This is a genomic window from Natrinema salinisoli (assembly GCF_020405205.1).
In the GTDB taxonomy this organism is placed as follows: Archaea; Halobacteriota; Halobacteria; order Halobacteriales; family Natrialbaceae; genus Natrinema; species Natrinema salinisoli.
The window spans coordinates 164,776-180,950 of sequence record NZ_CP084470.1; the positions used below are offsets into that span (position 1 = coordinate 164,776).

12 protein-coding genes are annotated in these 16,175 nt (G+C 59.3%); 11 read left to right on the forward strand and 1 reads right to left on the reverse strand.

Features of this window, described 5'->3' with window-relative positions; genetic code table 11:
• Positions 1-10: 10 nt before the first annotated feature.
• A complete protein-coding gene (locus LDB05_RS21570) occupies positions 11-994 on the reverse strand; it encodes a DUF7544 domain-containing protein (protein ID WP_226008278.1) in 984 nt (327 codons plus the stop codon).
• 202 nt (positions 995-1,196) lie between these two features.
• Between LDB05_RS21570 and LDB05_RS21575 the strand changes: the two genes are divergently transcribed.
• The 11 genes from LDB05_RS21575 to LDB05_RS21625 all read left to right on the forward strand — a co-directional run bounded on the left by LDB05_RS21575 (position 1,197) and on the right by LDB05_RS21625 (position 16,163).
• Complete coding sequence (locus tag LDB05_RS21575; protein ID WP_226008279.1) at positions 1,197-1,475, forward strand: hypothetical protein; 279 nt, start codon at positions 1,197-1,199, stop codon at positions 1,473-1,475.
• 6 nt (positions 1,476-1,481) lie between these two features.
• Entirely contained in the window at positions 1,482-1,901 is a 420-nt protein-coding gene (locus tag LDB05_RS21580; RefSeq protein ID WP_226008280.1) for a DUF7985 family protein, read from the forward strand.
• A gap of 28 nt (positions 1,902-1,929) precedes the next feature.
• Positions 1,930-3,663, forward strand: coding sequence for a DUF8186 domain-containing protein (locus LDB05_RS21585; protein ID WP_226008281.1), 1,734 nt, complete (start codon positions 1,930-1,932; stop codon positions 3,661-3,663).
• Complete coding sequence (locus LDB05_RS21590; protein WP_226008282.1) at positions 3,660-4,520, forward strand: hypothetical protein; 861 nt, start codon at positions 3,660-3,662, stop codon at positions 4,518-4,520. Before LDB05_RS21585 ends, LDB05_RS21590 begins: the two co-directional genes overlap by 4 nt.
• A 2-nt stretch (positions 4,521-4,522) precedes the next feature.
• The gene (locus tag LDB05_RS21595) at positions 4,523-5,638 is read left to right on the forward strand and encodes a TrbL/VirB6 family protein (protein ID WP_226008283.1); all 1,116 of its coding nucleotides are present in this window, start codon (positions 4,523-4,525) and stop codon (positions 5,636-5,638) included.
• A 2-nt stretch (positions 5,639-5,640) separates the two neighbouring features.
• Complete coding sequence (locus LDB05_RS21600) at positions 5,641-6,762, forward strand: TraC-like domain-containing protein (RefSeq protein ID WP_226008284.1); 1,122 nt, start codon at positions 5,641-5,643, stop codon at positions 6,760-6,762.
• A complete protein-coding gene (locus tag LDB05_RS21605) occupies positions 6,746-8,962 on the forward strand; it encodes a VirB4 family type IV secretion system protein (RefSeq protein WP_226008285.1) in 2,217 nt (738 codons plus the stop codon). The genes LDB05_RS21600 and LDB05_RS21605 overlap by 17 nt, the downstream gene beginning before the upstream one ends.
• Complete coding sequence (locus tag LDB05_RS21610) at positions 8,955-12,779, forward strand: ATP-binding protein (RefSeq protein ID WP_226008286.1); 3,825 nt, start codon at positions 8,955-8,957, stop codon at positions 12,777-12,779. Before LDB05_RS21605 ends, LDB05_RS21610 begins: the two co-directional genes overlap by 8 nt.
• Positions 12,776-13,660: a bifunctional DNA primase/polymerase gene (locus LDB05_RS21615; protein ID WP_226008287.1), complete on the forward strand. Its 885-nt coding sequence runs from the start codon at positions 12,776-12,778 to the stop codon at positions 13,658-13,660. Before LDB05_RS21610 ends, LDB05_RS21615 begins: the two co-directional genes overlap by 4 nt.
• A complete protein-coding gene (locus LDB05_RS21620; protein WP_226008288.1) occupies positions 13,657-15,153 on the forward strand; it encodes a primase-associated protein in 1,497 nt (498 codons plus the stop codon). The genes LDB05_RS21615 and LDB05_RS21620 overlap by 4 nt, the downstream gene beginning before the upstream one ends.
• 569 nt (positions 15,154-15,722) lie before the next feature.
• Positions 15,723-16,163 carry a DUF8030 family protein gene (locus tag LDB05_RS21625; protein WP_226008289.1) on the forward strand — a complete coding sequence of 147 codons (441 nt, stop codon included), beginning with the start codon at positions 15,723-15,725 and terminating at the stop codon, positions 16,161-16,163.
• Positions 16,164-16,175 lie beyond the last annotated feature (12 nt).

The following is a 16,175-nucleotide window of genomic DNA, read 5'->3' on the forward strand; positions in this document are numbered from 1 at the left end:
GATTCGCCGGTCACGGTTCTTCCGTTGACGGTCGATGATCGGAAAGGATGTCGAATGACTCCTCAATATCGCCGAGTACGAGCAGCGCGTAGTATCGGAGATACATCACGACCGGGACCTGCGCGAGCGTCGAGATGACGAGCATCGCCAGCCCGAACAGGAGTGCGAACCCGACGAGGAGGACGATCCCGATTGTCGACGACAGTGAGACGGTCACGTGCGTGATTCCGGCCACGATGAGAACGGGAATGAGAAGCACGATCGCGATGATTCCGACAACGCTCGAGGCGATGATCCCGGCCGCGACCGTCAGCAGGAACGCGATCACGATATACGTTAGATACTGTTTCCACGCTGTCTTGATCGAACCCCAGAGGCGACGCCACGCCGTGAGTACGCCCGAATCCGTCTGAATCATGAGCGGCACGACGAACACGGTCGTCAACCCTGACACCAGCGCGTACAAGAGACCGATGATGAATAACACCGGGATCCCGATGAGGAATGCTGCGAAGGGAATCGTGGGGTCAAGCCCAGTCAGGATCGGGACGACGGTCAGCGCGAACCACCCAGCAACCAGTGCGAACATGGGGACCCCGATCGCGATCCGGAACCCGAACAGACGGAGTCCCTGTCGCCAGCGTTGGCTCCAGTAACGTCGGATCGACACCTCGCCGGTTCGAAGCGATTCGATCAGCACGAATTCCATGATCGCCCCGATGAGTGCTAACAGCGCACCGAGGATGAGTCCGGCAACGATGAGTGCGACGACGAGCGTTACGATGTTTACCGGGGCGTTGAACGGGAGACCGCTTTCAGGGACATATGCGGATGGCGTCGACGTGTTGAACTGTGCCGATGGGAAGCTCACGCCACTCCCGACAAAGAACACGATGAGCGCGAGCTTCAGCCAGCGGCGCACATCGATCGGCGTTAGGAACTCCCGGGTGACGCTGAACGCCTCCCCGATATTTTCGAGGGCGTGGAGGGACATAGGTCTGATATCTCAAACAGATAATTAGCCCTTCTGGTGGTCCTTCGTCCAAATTCCCCGCATGAATGTTCGTTAATATATTGTTCTGCTGGGGCCTAAGACATGTTATTTCATATTGTTTCAATCAAAGAGTATATTTATATTCCCATAGATAAGGCAGCATGCACCGGGATTGAACCGATGCATACCCAGATTCGCATATATGATTACACGGTCAGTCACTATCGAGGAAATCGATGACCTGTACCTGATGTGGAACGACCATATCAACGCCTCCGCCCTCTATCGTCGCGCACTCCGCGATGAGATGGACGTTCGAGATATCGATCCTGATGAACTTCGTGATTTCTTCCAGCGGGCCCGCGAGCAGGGCTACACATTCGAAGAGATCGCTGAAAACACCAGCCGATTCGCTGATCTCCAGTCGCTCGTGGAGGACCAGCAATGCCAGCCTACGGCTGGAGATGCCACTGATGAGTAACTCGCTATGTCCCAGGATACCAACTCCTCCGGCCCCGAACGTAGTACCGAAGCAGAGCCAACGACGACCAGTAGAATCCTGAAACAGGTCGCACTCGCCATCGTCCTTTTGAGTCTGTTTACCGTACAGCCTGTCTCGGCACAGAGTAACGCAGTCTGTAGTGCGGACAACCTCCCCAGCATGATTGAGGGCTTCTTCCAGCTAACTACCGCATTGGGAATCGTCGGCCTCGCCATCGTCTGGCAGGCAGACTCCCTTATCGAGATGTTTACCCTCAATCCGGAGCAGAAGAAGGGGCTCAAGCGTCACAAGCGCTCGGCGATGAAGTCCGCAGTCATTCTCGTCGTTCTCGGTCCACTGTACACCGTCGCCGGGTCGATGATGAGCCTTCCGCTGGCGGAGTGCGTTGACCTCGTCCCCTGGTAGTCACTCTGCCATCCCCATCGTGAGTCACATGTTCCACCGAAAACTCTCCGTGTTCATGGCCGCCATGCTCGTGACGAGCCTAGTTACCGGTATCGTCGCAGCCGATCCGCCGCGGCCAGGCACAGAGGGGAACGGGCTCACTGAAAACGAGTCCGCATCGCTGTGGTCACACGATGCGGACACCTACATCTCCCAAGAGGAGTACCGCCAGCGATACGGCGAAAACCGCTCCGCCGTCCACCAAGTCGCGAATGGGACAGATATTACGTTCAAACGGCCGCCGGAGACCGCTGCAACGTGGACGCGAAACGACTTCGAGGACCTCGAGGCTGGCAACGCAGACACCTCCGTGCATCCGCCACACGCGGACCTTGAGGACGGCGTCTTCATCGATGACGCTCATGCCACGATCTTCGCTGTCCACCCCTCCACACGGGGACACCTCGAGTCCAGCGAGGCGCCGCTCTATATCGCACCGAACGGGACGATTCGGGGATTCATCGACTATCGTGTTCGAGTTCCGAACGGGAATTCCTCTGAGAACGCGACTACGGAGTGGTCGCTTGCGGAGCACGAGATTGAAGAGGTCCGATTGAAGAACGATCGAGAGGTCATCGCAGAGCAGGACGGTTCCCACACGCCGACTCTCAACTACCAGATCGAGGATGCCTGGAATGCGAATCTCACGCTCGAAGCGGAGATCGACGTCCGTCTGAAGAAGACCACCCAGACTGGTCGAGACAATCAAACAGACGTCACCGTCACCTACCAGACGGAATCACGTACCGTCTCGGATTCGATCAACGTCGAGATCTATGACTTCTCGGCATCCACCTATTATGCCGAGTATCCCAACGGGGATTCCGGTGTTGCCACCTTCCAGTCCCGGCCGTGGCAGGGATATACCTTGACTGAAGATGGTGAGACGAGGGTTCGTGGCGTCTGGCGGTTCTACACAGCTCGAAACACTAACTGGGATACGCTCGTACGGTCGGACCGGACGGATAGCACCACAGTCGAATCCGATGCGATTCCGGTCTACGTCCATGCGTATCCATCGCGTATCGGTCCGCGTGCCGAACCAGTTCGAAACGGCCCGGAACTCATCGATACGTGGGGGATTGACCGCCCATCACCGGTCGATACCATCGGAGAGAACATCAACATCGACATCGTCAACCAGTCGTACACGACGACGTATGGGGTCGCGGTGCGTGCCGAAAACGTCGACCGCGACGCTCTCCAGGTAGCCGGAATCGTCCGGGGCGTGAATGCCTCGATCATTGAGCCAGAGGGAGGATCCCAGCGACAGCTCCGACGTAGCAACCTCTCCGTGGAGGTCATCGAGCAGAACCAATCGCAAGCGACTGTCCAGCTCGAGCTCCGGGATAATCAGACCGGCACACCGATCGAACTCGACGATAGCCGGCAGTATCCAATCGGAGGGGCCACCCGGAACGGATACATCACCATCGCGAATCAGCGTGTCGAAACCAACGCATCCGGGGTAGCTATCGTGACGATCGACGAGCCGGGTATCTACACGGCTCGATACTACCCCGGTTCGTGGCTTAGCCATAATCCTGCATACGTGAGCGACACCGCAACCACTCGCTGGCACCCATTAGGGACGATCGAGGGATGGTTCGCTCTCGTACTTGAGGTTGGCTGGCAGCTCCTCCCGTTTTTCGTGATGTTCTACGCAGGCAAGCGTCTCTTGCGGATGCTCGGTCCAGAAGACATCTTCCAACGAAATCCATGACACAGAAGAATCCACGAATCAGTAGGCGAACCGTCCTACGAACATTCACAGGCGCTACGTTCGTGAGCATTGCTGGCTGCCTGAACAACGATGGAGGCTCTGGAACGCTTAGTGACAGAACTACCTCGCCAGATGGACAGGGTCCACTCCAGCGTATCGCTATCGATGAGACAACGCTTGTCGTTGAGCTCTCAGCAGAAACCGATGTCGATCAGATCAATCTCATCCAGCCGGATGGAGAAGTGTTCGGACAGCGTGATGTGGCCACCGGTTCCCAACAGGTCTCGTTCGAAATCGGAACCACGTATGCCCCCGGTGAATATCGTGTACTCGCTCTAGAAGGTGAAGAGACTGTAGGAGAGTCTTCCCTTTCTATCCAGCCTGATCTCAGAATTATGGAAATGGGAATAGGGAAGAACCGACCTGAAAAGATGTGGGATAGCTCAAGTGACAAAATCACTAAAGAGGCTTTCGTATCTGTCGAAAACCAAGGGAGTGGCCCAGATGCGATCATGCAGCTCCTCTTCGTTGGAGATGTCCCATATCCCTCAGATGAGGAAGGAACGAACTACGCCGACAGCGATGAAATCAGTGGCATATACGATCCAGAAAGGGATGCAGAAGTTGATGAAATGGTCATAGAACCAGGAGAGAAGCTTACACTGTACAGTTACCGTTCACCGTTTGCATTCATCAGAGGAGAGGGGACTTCGTGTAAGATCGAAGAACAAAACGGGAGATTCGAAGTTATCTTGGAAACACAAGTAGGGACTAACCGAGTTTCTAAGTCTTACAGTATCCACTATTCTGCGTCAGAAGAGTTCGATAATTGCGGGATCACAATTAGTGAGGACTAACGATGGTAGATTTAATTGATGTCATCCTAGAAGGGTTCAAAGACATCGTCGATTGGGTAATCAGCCTCTTCATGGAAGGGTTGAACACCGGTTATGAAACCCTCTCTGAGGAGATGTTTAGGACCCCTACGCCCGAAACGGAGGAAGCATTTGTCTTTGGTGCGCCGACAAACGGACCCTGGCCAGCAATTCGCGATGCGTTGGTTGGGGGTGAGATTCTGCTTATCTCTCTACTTCTTTTGGTAATGTGTGTACAAGGACGACACACAGTTCGAATATTCAATATTGGAAGTGCCTATGAAGCGAGGCGGACAAAAAAGACCGCTTGGGTTGGCGCCTTCCTCATTATCAGTTGGTACTGGGTGAGTGTTCTCGGCCTTTACATCGTCGACGGATTCACTATTGCGTTGATGCCGAGTCTGGACTCCCTAGGTGATGCGATGCTGAATTTTCTCAAAGAGTCACTGACGAACCCCGGACTTGCATTCGTGTTTGCGATTATCGGTGGCCTCTCAATGTGGGCTTTGGAGGCCCTATATTACATCCGGGAGGTTTTGCTCTACGTGTATGTCTATGGAATGCCGTTGGCGTTCGCCCTCGCATACGGTAATATTCCGGTCCTTTCCGACATCGCGATGGAATTTTCCAAGCGATTTGTTCCTCTGGCAGTTCTTCCCCTTCCAGCAGCAGTCGTGTTCAAAGGATACGATCTTCTCTACTCAGAAGGGGCTCTTTCTCCAAATAGTGCGTTTCTGAAGTACTTAGTTGCCGCTTCACTACCTCTCATCGCGGTCTATCTCACTTGGAAGACCTTCAAATTCGCAACCCCGCTGACCGCTAAGGCCCTTGGAGGTGCGACAAAAGGAGCAGCTCTTGTCGGCGGCGTCGCCGCCGGGGCCTACATCGGCGGCGCCGGCGTTGCGACGACCGCCGCACGGTGGGGCCCGAAAGCCGCCGCGGGCCACGCTCTCGCCCAGAAGGCTGCTGCTCGAGGTGGGCACAACGGTGAGGGAGGAGACGCACCATCGTACCGCCGCACCGAAAACGACCCCGGTGGAGTCACAGCGGAGACAGCGGGTGACAGCCGTGGAATGGACTTTGACCGAGGTGTCCACTAACGATGTCGATCGATAAAGACGCAGCCGCACGGCGTATCATGGATCAGTTCGGTGAGGAGAGCCGTATTCCCTACCTCAACATCGAGGAGGGGGACGTGGGCGTCTTGATCGCCTTCCCGATTATCGGCCTGTTCATCGCCGGCCTAACCGGCATCGAATCACTGGCTCTCCCATTCGTCGCGGGTGGCTTCGGCTTCGGCGTCGCGATCGTCTACGTCTCACCCGATCACGTGAATGCATGGACGTGGACGAAGGACGTCTATCGATACGCTAAGCGGCCACAGGTCACGTTCAGCGCACCTGAAGAAGCCGATAGTACCACCAACGAGACGGAACGGAACGAGGGTGGGCTCGCAAACTACACGCCGTTCAAGCCGGACGAACGAACTCAGGACCTCACGAACATCGAGCGAGCGTGGCCGGGCGCTGGCGCGATTCAACGTGCCGACGGGACGATGGAGGCGTTCATCGAGATTGACCCGGGCAACATGGATTTCGCGATGTCCGACGACTGGGCCCAGCTCCAGAAAGCCGGTGAAGAGTTCGCTAACAAAGAACTGGACTCAAAGCTCAAACTCCACGCGACAACCCGTTCGTTCCCAGTCGAACAGATTACGGAGAACATCGAAGACCGACTGAACGACGAAGACGTCACGGAGAATCCGATCTTCGAAGAACTTCTCGAGGAGTATCGGGAGACTCGACCGAAGGAGATGCGCGAACGTGGCATCCAGCAGGTTCGATACTACATTGGTGTCGAGGTCACGCCGCTGGAGGTCTACGACCGCTTTCGCGATGAGGGCACTCCTGCCGAGAAGCTTACCCAGTTTCCCGTTATCGGGTTCCTGTTCAATCCGTTCGTCACCCGCCGTGAGGACCTCACTGACGTTGAGCGCCGCGTCCAGATGTTCGAGAAACTCGATAGCCGAGTCAACGACGTCCGTGCCGAATTCATCCAGCAAACATCCGGGTGGTCCGCGCGTCGACTCAGCACGGTCGAGCTGTTCGTCCTGAATATAGATTTCTGGAACGGCCGCGAACACGACTACGACGACGCAGCACGCGTCATTCGCGAACAACCCATCATTGGCCACTCGCGCCGGGAGGATGATCACGATGCGTGACCTGCCCCTCCAGTCTGGTAGCCGCGCTATCAGCCGGGTAGTCGAGTGGCTCTCGAACCCGACATCGGCCGAAGGTGCAGCACTCTACGTCGGGATCGTCGTCGTCCTCGGCGCCGTCGGGAAATTCCTCTGGGACAAGTATACCGAAGACGACGAAGAAGAGGTCGAGTTCTCGGACATGCTTGACGAGGAAACGCTCGAAGAAGGGCACGCCGAACGCCAGCTCCTCGACGACATTGCCGAGTCACACAAGACGGTCACGGCGCCGGCCGCCATCGAGTGGGAAACGCGGGCCGCACGTGTCGGGGAGCAGTGGACGACGACGCTGTACATCGCTGACTACCCGGATTACCCCAACGACGGCTACCTCAGCGACCTCTTCGAGATGACCGACGTGCAGTTCGACTTGACGGCCCACATCACGCCGAAGAACCAGGAACGGGCGCCAAACGAACTGCAGGATATCGCTGATGACCTCCAGGTCGACGCCGACCTCGAACAGAGCGTCCGGAGTGCCTATCTGCAGGAGCGCGCCAACGAGGCCGCAGCGACGTATACGGCCGTCGAGAACGGAGCGAGCGTCTTCGACCAGGGGCTGTTCATCACGGTGCGAGCTGACGAGAAAGACGAGCTCAGAGACGCCGTCCAGACGGTCAAGAGTGCACTCCGCGACGATCCGGCGAACCTCACGCCGAAGACCGCGATCTGCCGGCAGGACCTCGCCCTCCAGTCCGCCGCGCCCATCGGCGACAACGAGTTCGGCCGCACGTCGATCGCGCTCGGCGGCGCCGTGGGGGCGTTGCTCTCCTCGCCGCACAACGCGACGATTCTCGAGGAGGGCGGCGTTGAGTTCGGGATTCACAAGGACAACCAGAGCCCGGTCGTCATCGACCCGTTCGCTCGAGACAACGGGTACGCGATGTTCACCGTCGGCGACACGGGGTCGGGGAAGTCGTTCAGCTCCAAGCAGAACTTCATCCGGTCGATCGAGCAGAGCAAGGACCGCATCGGCATCATCCTCGAACCGCTGAACAACTGGGCTGGCGTCTCGGAGGCGCTCGATGCCAAGCGGATCACCGTCGGCGGGACGCTCGGCCTCAACCCCTTAGAGATTCGGGAGACCCCCGAACACGTGCAGCGAGCGATGGGTGAAGACGCCAGCCCGTTCAACGAGAAGCTCGACGACGCGATGAGCTTCCTCACCAACTTCTTCGCGCTTCGTGGGATCTCACTGGGCGACCGCCGGACGACGCTGGAACTCGGCCTCAAGCGTGCGTACAAGCGCAACGACATCACCGACGACATCTCCACGCACGGCAATCCGAGTCCGACCATCCGGGACATGATGGACGTCTTCGAGGAGATGGTTGACGAGCCCGAGGAGTTCGTCGTCCGGTCCGACGAGGAAGCGGGGAAGATCAAGGAGGACGCAACATGGCTGCTCGATCAGCTCCGCCCCTTCGAGGAAAGCGGTCGGCACGCAAATCTCGGGCAGCCATCGGATTTCGACATTCGCGACGAGAAGGTCATCTACCTCGATCTCGCCCAGCAGGAAGGCAGCGTCGACAGTAGTACGGCACTGACGATGCAGCTACTCATCTCGCTGGTCTACGAGCGGGCGAAGGTCTCGGAGAAGGAGGTCGTGTTCTACATCGACGAGGCCCGCTACATCATGCAGGACGCTGCGAGTCTTGCCTTCCTCGAGACGGTGTTCCGGCACCATCGACACCACGACCTCTCGATCCGGCTGGTCACGCAAACCGTCGACGAGTTCTTCGAACACGCGGAGTCCGAAGCGATTCTGGATCAGTGTGCGGTCAAGCAATTCCACCGATTGGACGGGATGGACGGAGAGTGGGCCGACGAGTTCGGGTTGAACTACGCGCAGATGCGGTTCGTCCAGGATGCCGTTCCCGGCAATGAGGATGCCGGCTTCTCCGAAGCGCTGGTCGGCGTCGACGGTGAGTGGCGCGGGATCAAGGTCAAAGCGATGCCCAAGGAGAAGGAGATCATCGACTTCGACCCGACTGCACAGGTTCGGTCCTCGCTCCCTGGCGCCGGCGACGGCGCCGTCGGTACCGAGATGCAGGAGTTCCAAGAGGAGCTCGAAAACCGAGCAACGAACGACGAAGACGACGACGCAGACATCATTGCGGCCGAACCGGACGGCGGGTCTGCCGAGGGGGATAGCGATGGGTGAATACCTTCGCGTGACGCCGACCTCCGAGCGACTCGATCCGGAGCGTATCCCTCGAGTCCTCGAGAGTCTCCACAAACTAATCACGCCCGGATCGTCGAGTCTCGGGGCGACACTGAATCCGCTCCACAGTGAGACACCGCCGCGGTTCGAGTTCCTCGCGATGAGTGACGGCCCAGACGATCCGGTGGAGTTCTTCTACGGGGCCGATGCGCACCTTGATACGCTCGAGAAGCGCCTCCGTTCCATCTACCCAGCAACGTTCGATATCGAACGCGTCGACGTCGACATCGCCACCCGACTCATTCAGCCGGTCGAGTTCACATTGCAGGAATTCGTCGAACACTACGAGGCCGGGCGGCTGCAGTACGAATTCGGCCCGGCGGAACAGTACGAGCTCGTCGACGAGGAATCAGCGGACTCCGAGTCAGCCGAAGCAGATCCTGTTGTCGACGGCGGTACGGCATCCACGACAGTCCCAGATCATCACGTTCCAGTCGGGGACTCGGCTCTCGAGCTAGCGCCGCCTGATGCACTTCCAGACGACGAAGAGGAGCAACGGGCAATCGAGAAGCCGACGATGACACCGGCGGGAACAATTCTGGCTCGCCCGGCGAAAGATACCGTCTCCCCACTTGGTGTCCGGTGGTGTGGATCGGCGACGCGAAAGCGGGACTGGATGACCTCGTTGACGCCGTTCTCAGCGGAGGAAACGAACGGGGATCTCTCGTCCGTCGACCAAGCCGGCGCAGCGCTCGCGTCACTCATCGATCACCTGATGGAAGCAACAGCGCCGACCGCGTTCCAGGTCGTCTTCCAACGCCGATCCAGCTGGCAGTCAGACGCGGAGGTGCGGAAAGAAGACCTCGTCGACGGCCGAGATACGTTCTTCCAAGAGGTAGTCGGATCGTTGCTCGAGGTCGAAGACCAACGGAGCGACCAAGACGAACGGCAGATCAGCGAATCCGTCGAGAAACGGATCGAGTACATCGACACGAAGAACGCCAAACGGTCGTTCACGGTCAATATCCGCGCTGTCGGCGTCCCCACCGACGACACCCGCGACGACCTCGATGCCCGAATGGAGTCACTGCTTCCAGTGTTCGATCCGCTTGATGGACCGTTCTACGAGGTCCAGGGGAAACGCCTCCGTGACAGTGGCTTCCGTGAGAAAACGAAGATGAAAAACGCACAGGCCGCCCTGCAGCGTCTCCTCGACCGCGAACTGACGACCGGACGAGGAAAGACACGGCCCGAGCTAGTTCTCTGTGGGACAGAGCTGGCGAACTTCGTGTTGGTTCCCTCTTCCGAACAGTTGACGGTCGAGGGGACACGGGGCACTCGAGCCGAACAGCAGAGCAGGAATCCGTTGCCGTGGCCGAATCCAGACCTGATTCAGCAGTTCCAAGACGGGATGGCCATCGGGTATGCCCTCGACGAGAACGGCGAGCCGCGACCGGATCCGATCCGTATTCCGCCGGATCTGTTGACAACGCACTACGGCCGTTTCGCGTCGACTGGCGGTGGAAAGTCGAAAGCTATCATCAACGATGCACTGTCTCTCCGGGAGACGACCGGTGGACCCGTCGTAATCGTTGATCCGAAAGGCGATGGGATGTGCGAGAACTACCTTCGCTGCCATTACGAGCGGTTCGGGGGCCTAGACGACGTCTACCAGTTCCGTGTTCCGGAAGCCATTCCTGCGTTCTCCTTTTTTGACATTCGTCCCGCGCTGGAAGCCGGGCGCAACCGCGAGGACGCGATTCAGGATAAGGTCGACCACTTCCACGACATCATGCGGATGGTCATGGGCCGCGAGCAGTACGGCCAGGCGTTCGTCGCGAACGAGATCCTCAGTTACCTCATTAAGTCTCTCTTCGACGAGGAGTACGGGAGCGACGCCTTCAGCCTCGATGATCTCTTCACGGCTGCACTCCAGATGCAACGTGAGCGAACAGTACCTCCGGTCTCTGCAGAGAACCAGAACGTCGAAGAGTCGCTCACGCGCCACTTCGCGAAGGACGACCACCAGTTCCAGGTATCGATGGATGCCGTCGGGAACCGTCTCGATAAACTCAGAGAGGACGCGCATCTGCGACGGATCTTCAGTCACGTTCCCGAGCAGAACGACGCCGGCGAGTATGTCGACAACTGCTTCGACTTCCGCGAGTTCCTCGATGAAGATGCCACCATCATCTTCGACCTCGGCGATCTTCGGCCGGAGGCCCAACGAGCCCTCACACTCCTGCTGTTGAGCAATCTCTGGGACGCCGTTCAGGTGCGCCGGCGAGACGGCCAGACCGACTATGAGAAGCTCACGAACCTCATCATCGAGGAGGCGGCCCCGGTGGCGTCGACGAAGCTCGTCTCTGAGCAACTGCTTCCCCAGGGACGGTCGTTCGGGCTGAGTATGGGACTCGTGATGCAGTTCCCCGAACAGGTGCGAAATCGTAACGAGCGGGCCTACGATGAGGTGCTGAACAACATCAAGACGAAGCTCATCGGCAACATCTCGATCGAGCGCGATCTTGCTGAATCGCTCGCTCACGAGGACCTCAGCCCGACCGAACTCCGCAACCGGATCAACACGCTTCCGAGCGGCGAGTGGATCGCGCAGCTCCCGAGCCCGTCGTTCGGGGAGACTGGCCCCCCGCCGTTTTCACTGAAGCCGCTCCCGATTGCGGCAGGGCATCCAGAAAGCGACCAGCCGCTCACAGAGCCCCAAGAAGAGCATTTCGAGTCCGTGTCCCAGCCACGGATGGCCGAGCGGACACAGGCCCAGTACGGGCTGACAGAGACGACTGAGTCCAACACTGCTCCGGAAGAGACTGGCTGGGGGAGTACGGGGGCCGAGACGACGGGCTCAGCTGCCGAGGGCGACTCAGGAACGAACCCGACGCAGTCCGCGTTTATCAGCGAATCGACGGCCGAGGACGCATTGACGTCGACCACGCAGCCTGAAACGGACAGCGACCCAGATGCGGATGAAACAGCGATGAACCCCCTGTTCGGGCAGGCCACCGAGACGGACGAGAACCCAACTGGTGACCAAGCAGCGCAGCGGGAGAACGGGGCAACACCCGTCCAGGAAAGCAGCGTGCCCGTCCCCGATGACGAACTCCGACAACGCGGGCTCAGCCGTGACGACGTCCGGTTCCTGAATCGGATCCTCGACGTGATGAACCGAGAGGACGACGAGTACACGCTACTGGACAGGATGAGCCAGCTTCGGGACGAATACGACGACCTCCATATAGAGCGGCTCACAGAGCAGGGTCTCCTAGAAGCGGAATCCGCGGCGGGGCGCAAGTACTACACCGTCCTCCCCGACGGTCGAGACCTCCTCGGGAGAGAATTGAAGGCGGGACCAGGAGCGGGCGATCTCGGCGAGAAAACGCCACACAAGGTTGGCGTCCGGCTCCTCGAGCTGTGGCTCCACCAGCGGGACGATGTCGTTCGCGTGGAACCGTACTACGAAACCGATGACGGCACCGTACTGGACGTGGCCGGCTTCGACGAGGACGGCGATCCCGTCTGGGCCGGCGAAGCAGAGCTCGCAAGTAACAACCGGCACGCCCCGGTCGAGGATTACGACAAACTCAGCGCGGTAGACGGCGACGCGATCTGGGCCTTCAACAATCGCGAGACAGCGCTCGACGTCCTGGATAGCCTTGCCGACGCGGATCGGATCGACGAGCGGGTCAGCGGGCGGGCGGCACGGTCGTTCGCGACCATCAGAGACGCCGTCGACGACTTCGGTGCTGCGGGCCTGACCACCGTTCAGGGCTTCAAAAATCTCGATCAAGTACTCAACCAATGACCTGGCGACAGGCTACCCGCGAGGAGATTTACGCCTACTACGCCGAGGAGTTCCCCCGGTATCTGGAGGACCTGCCAGAATTCATCACGGCGACTGGCCCGAAACAGTACGCCGTCGCCTTCCGAGAGTCCCACCCGGTTCGCAAAGACGATGTGCCGGCCAAGGACTTCATCCGGCGAGATACATGGCAAACAGATGCGTCGGGGGACCGAACGACGCCCGAGTTCGACGACTTCGAGGATGTCGTTGAGTTCATTCGACATCCAGCTCGCAACGACCCGCTGGGGCGGAGCGAGTTCGCGCTTGCTGACCCGGAGGTACTGGAGAAACCGGAGCCACGACCTGACGCCGTCTACTATGCGCTGGATCACTGGGAACGGCCGTGGGTCCTCCTCGTCGACATCGACGCGAAAGAGATTGCCCGAGACCGGGCGGAGCAGCTGGTCCCGGCGGACGTCGACGACCCGGACGACGATGCGCTTCTCGACGCCGCGGGTATCCTCGACGCCGCTCCCGAGGGGTATCCGTACGCCTTCGAAGACGTCGACCGCGCCATCGAGGACGGATTCGAGGTGCGCGACATCTTCGAAGACGATTTCGACGCCGAGGAGACGATGGTCGTGTACAGCGGACAGGGTGTCCACGTCTACCTGCTGGATACCGACCCGGCGCACCGATACGACGAGCAGAGTCGCGAGGTGTTGAACGACCTCCTGCTAGAGACGTACGACATCCCAATCGACCCCGTCGTGACGGCCGACCGCCGGCGTGTCGCCCGCCTGCCCTATTCACTTCACGCCGACGTCTGTAGTATCGTTCAACCCATCGAGAGCCCGGCGTTCGACGTTCGGTCGGCGACACCCGAGGTGATCGACGAATGAGTCCGAGTACGCCCACCGACGACGAAGACATGGCGTATCGAGTTGTGGCACTTCCGTTGGAGTACGGGGATAGCCGCATCAACCAGCTGTTTACGCGTGGCTACAATCGATACATCGTCGACGGCGAGGACCAACCCGAGGACCTCGTGAACGACGTCGAGCGGTTCGGGACAGCGGCGTTCAAAGAGCAGGTTCGCGCCGACGCCGCCGAGGAGCCGTTCGTCGACGAACCGGGGACGCTCGCCGTGCTCGCGACGTTGAGCGCGATCTGTGTGAAAGAGCACCCGAAGTTCGAGCACGCGTCGCCACGGAACATCCAGGTGCTCTACGACATCCGGGAGCTGTACGTCAACAATCTCGCTTCCCTCATCCGCGGCCACGGCGATGGGGCGCTCCAGCAGGACATCGCCGAGGTGCTGTACAGCAAGGAGCCCGGGGAGGATGGCCCACATCCTGGTCGGGTCTGTACGGGCATCACAGAGATGCCGGAGTTCGGGGATGGCCTGTACCTCGAAATCCCGATGGCAGCGGCGTCACGCAAATGTCTCGTTCGGGAGGACGAGGCGTCGACGGGGAGTGACGATGGCGGGGAGATACTGACGCGAGTGAAAGACAACAATCTGTACGTCCCGGTCGGTGATTTCGACAGCAAGTATCGGGACTATGCCGAGCGGGCGTTCAAGAAGCTCCTGCGGGTGCAAGAAGACGGCCTCTCCGACGACCAGCTGACGTGGCTGACCACGAACGAATCGGCGATCACGGAGCGGATTGATCGCTTCCTCGAGACCGCCCATCACGAGCGAATCTGGCGGAACTGGGACCGTGGGGAGCGAACAATCCGTGTCCTCCGGCGGGCCCTGAGTGACGCGCCCGACGACGTCGCGCAAACGGGCGAGTTCCACACGGCGAAGGAACTCTATCGAGCGGTTGCGGCGTACGACGCCGAGGACGACTGGGAATCCTCTGTGACGGACTTGATCTCGAGTCCGAGCAGTCTCGCGAAGACGCTAGCCGACCACGAGTCCCACTCGGCAGTCACAATCGACCGCGACGGGCGCGTCAATAAGTACCGAATCGGGCGAGCCGGAACCGGCGCCGAACAGATCGAAGTGCGCGAGATCGAGGACCTCTTCGAACTCCCCTGTATGGCGAATATGGAGGAGCGACTGCACGAGAAGAAGCCCGTCCGGAAGGACCTCTACAACTTCGCGCGGATGGTGATGTGGCTGCCGCAGTACCAGGACAGCAGTCTCGACGAGATCGTCGCGGACCTCAAGGACGTTTTCTCCCGGTGGCCGTGGTACGACGAGCAGGAGACCGAGTACCAAGTTCGCTACGAATTCTCGAACACGATCGACGGCGACACGCCGTTGCCGATGAACTGCGATAACGACGATCTGCAGCGGTATTGCATCGGCCAAGACCAGTGTCCCTACTCGATCTGGGGCAGTCTCCCGTTCCCGGATGAGATGTACGAGCAAGTGGACGAGTAGTCCGCCGGTCCCGCTGAGGAATTCTAAATCATAGTCTTCCCTCATATTTTCGAAAAATGTTTTGTAGACCAAAACCAACCTCTTCTGAATCCCCGTCGAGCAATTTTCAGCGTCTAAAACGGCCAGAATCGAGAGAATCGGGGGTGTTCTACGATTCGAAGTGCCGAGACGGAGGACCTCGAGGGACTCAGAAAAGGTGAAGTGGCGACCCTAAGGAATCCAAATACGGCTGGTATCACCTTCGTTACCCCGCCGTCGAGCAATTTCTGAAACTACATCATTATCACGGAACTCGTCGAGGTACTTTCTACGCGCTCAAATCGGCCCGACGGATTTCTTCTGCAATTTGAGTCCGTTATTTTGGCTTGTATATCGCGGTTTTCGTCCAAAGAAAGAGGCGATATGCAGTGTGCGAAGGCCGCCGGCTCTCTCAGGCCGAGGGGCCGTCACAGGGGGAGCGGAACTACAGAAGTATCAGATTTAGAGTATAGGTTGACCGGGTACGTTTCGGTAGTGTCTGTTGCCCCCGCGAGGGGGTGGCGGGGCGCATCACGTGCCCCCGATAGACGATGGCTTCGGAACGACGCAGCGAAACACGAGCAGCGCATCAGGCAGGAACTACCCCTGACGGTGAGGCGCCGTGGGCAGATCTCGAGGTAATGATCCCGACCGACCGGGATCACGCGTCGGTCGTCGCCCTCGTGGAGTGTGCTCTCGTCGAGCTCACGCACGAGGCCGTGGGCGCCGTCTTCGTCTCACAGCAGGTCGGGCGGTCGACGCGGACGCAGTACGTCGCCCGCGACGACGTCGGCGAGCAGTTCCAGAAACGGCGCTTCGACGACCGGCTGGGCTGGCACGAGACCACCGTCACCCGACGAACCGTTCGCGACGAGCTCATCACCCAGCTCACGCGGTCGCCTTCGACGCCGACGGAGCGGTCAGGTGAGGGAGCAGCCAGCGATCCAGACATCTTCGTCGTGAAGCCAGTTCGAGAGCTCCGAACGCCGTAGCGGCTAGGCTTA

Bases quoted from the DNA above. Each gene is read 5' to 3' on its own strand.
- LDB05_RS21570 (WP_226008278.1), bottom strand. From the start codon at position 994: ATGTCCCTCCACGCCCTCGAAAATATCGGGGAGGCGTTCAGCGTCACC.
- LDB05_RS21575 (WP_226008279.1), top strand. From the start codon at position 1,197: ATGATTACACGGTCAGTCACTATCGAGGAAATCGATGACCTGTACCTG.
- LDB05_RS21580 (WP_226008280.1), top strand. From the start codon at position 1,482: ATGTCCCAGGATACCAACTCCTCCGGCCCCGAACGTAGTACCGAAGCA.
- LDB05_RS21585 (WP_226008281.1), top strand. From the start codon at position 1,930: ATGTTCCACCGAAAACTCTCCGTGTTCATGGCCGCCATGCTCGTGACG.
- LDB05_RS21590 (WP_226008282.1), top strand. From the start codon at position 3,660: ATGACACAGAAGAATCCACGAATCAGTAGGCGAACCGTCCTACGAACA.
- LDB05_RS21595 (WP_226008283.1), top strand. From the start codon at position 4,523: ATGGTAGATTTAATTGATGTCATCCTAGAAGGGTTCAAAGACATCGTC.
- LDB05_RS21600 (WP_226008284.1), top strand. From the start codon at position 5,641: ATGTCGATCGATAAAGACGCAGCCGCACGGCGTATCATGGATCAGTTC.
- LDB05_RS21605 (WP_226008285.1), top strand. From the start codon at position 6,746: ATGATCACGATGCGTGACCTGCCCCTCCAGTCTGGTAGCCGCGCTATC.
- LDB05_RS21610 (WP_226008286.1), top strand. From the start codon at position 8,955: ATGGGTGAATACCTTCGCGTGACGCCGACCTCCGAGCGACTCGATCCG.
- LDB05_RS21615 (WP_226008287.1), top strand. From the start codon at position 12,776: ATGACCTGGCGACAGGCTACCCGCGAGGAGATTTACGCCTACTACGCC.
- LDB05_RS21620 (WP_226008288.1), top strand. From the start codon at position 13,657: ATGAGTCCGAGTACGCCCACCGACGACGAAGACATGGCGTATCGAGTT.
- LDB05_RS21625 (WP_226008289.1), top strand. From the start codon at position 15,723: ATGGCTTCGGAACGACGCAGCGAAACACGAGCAGCGCATCAGGCAGGA.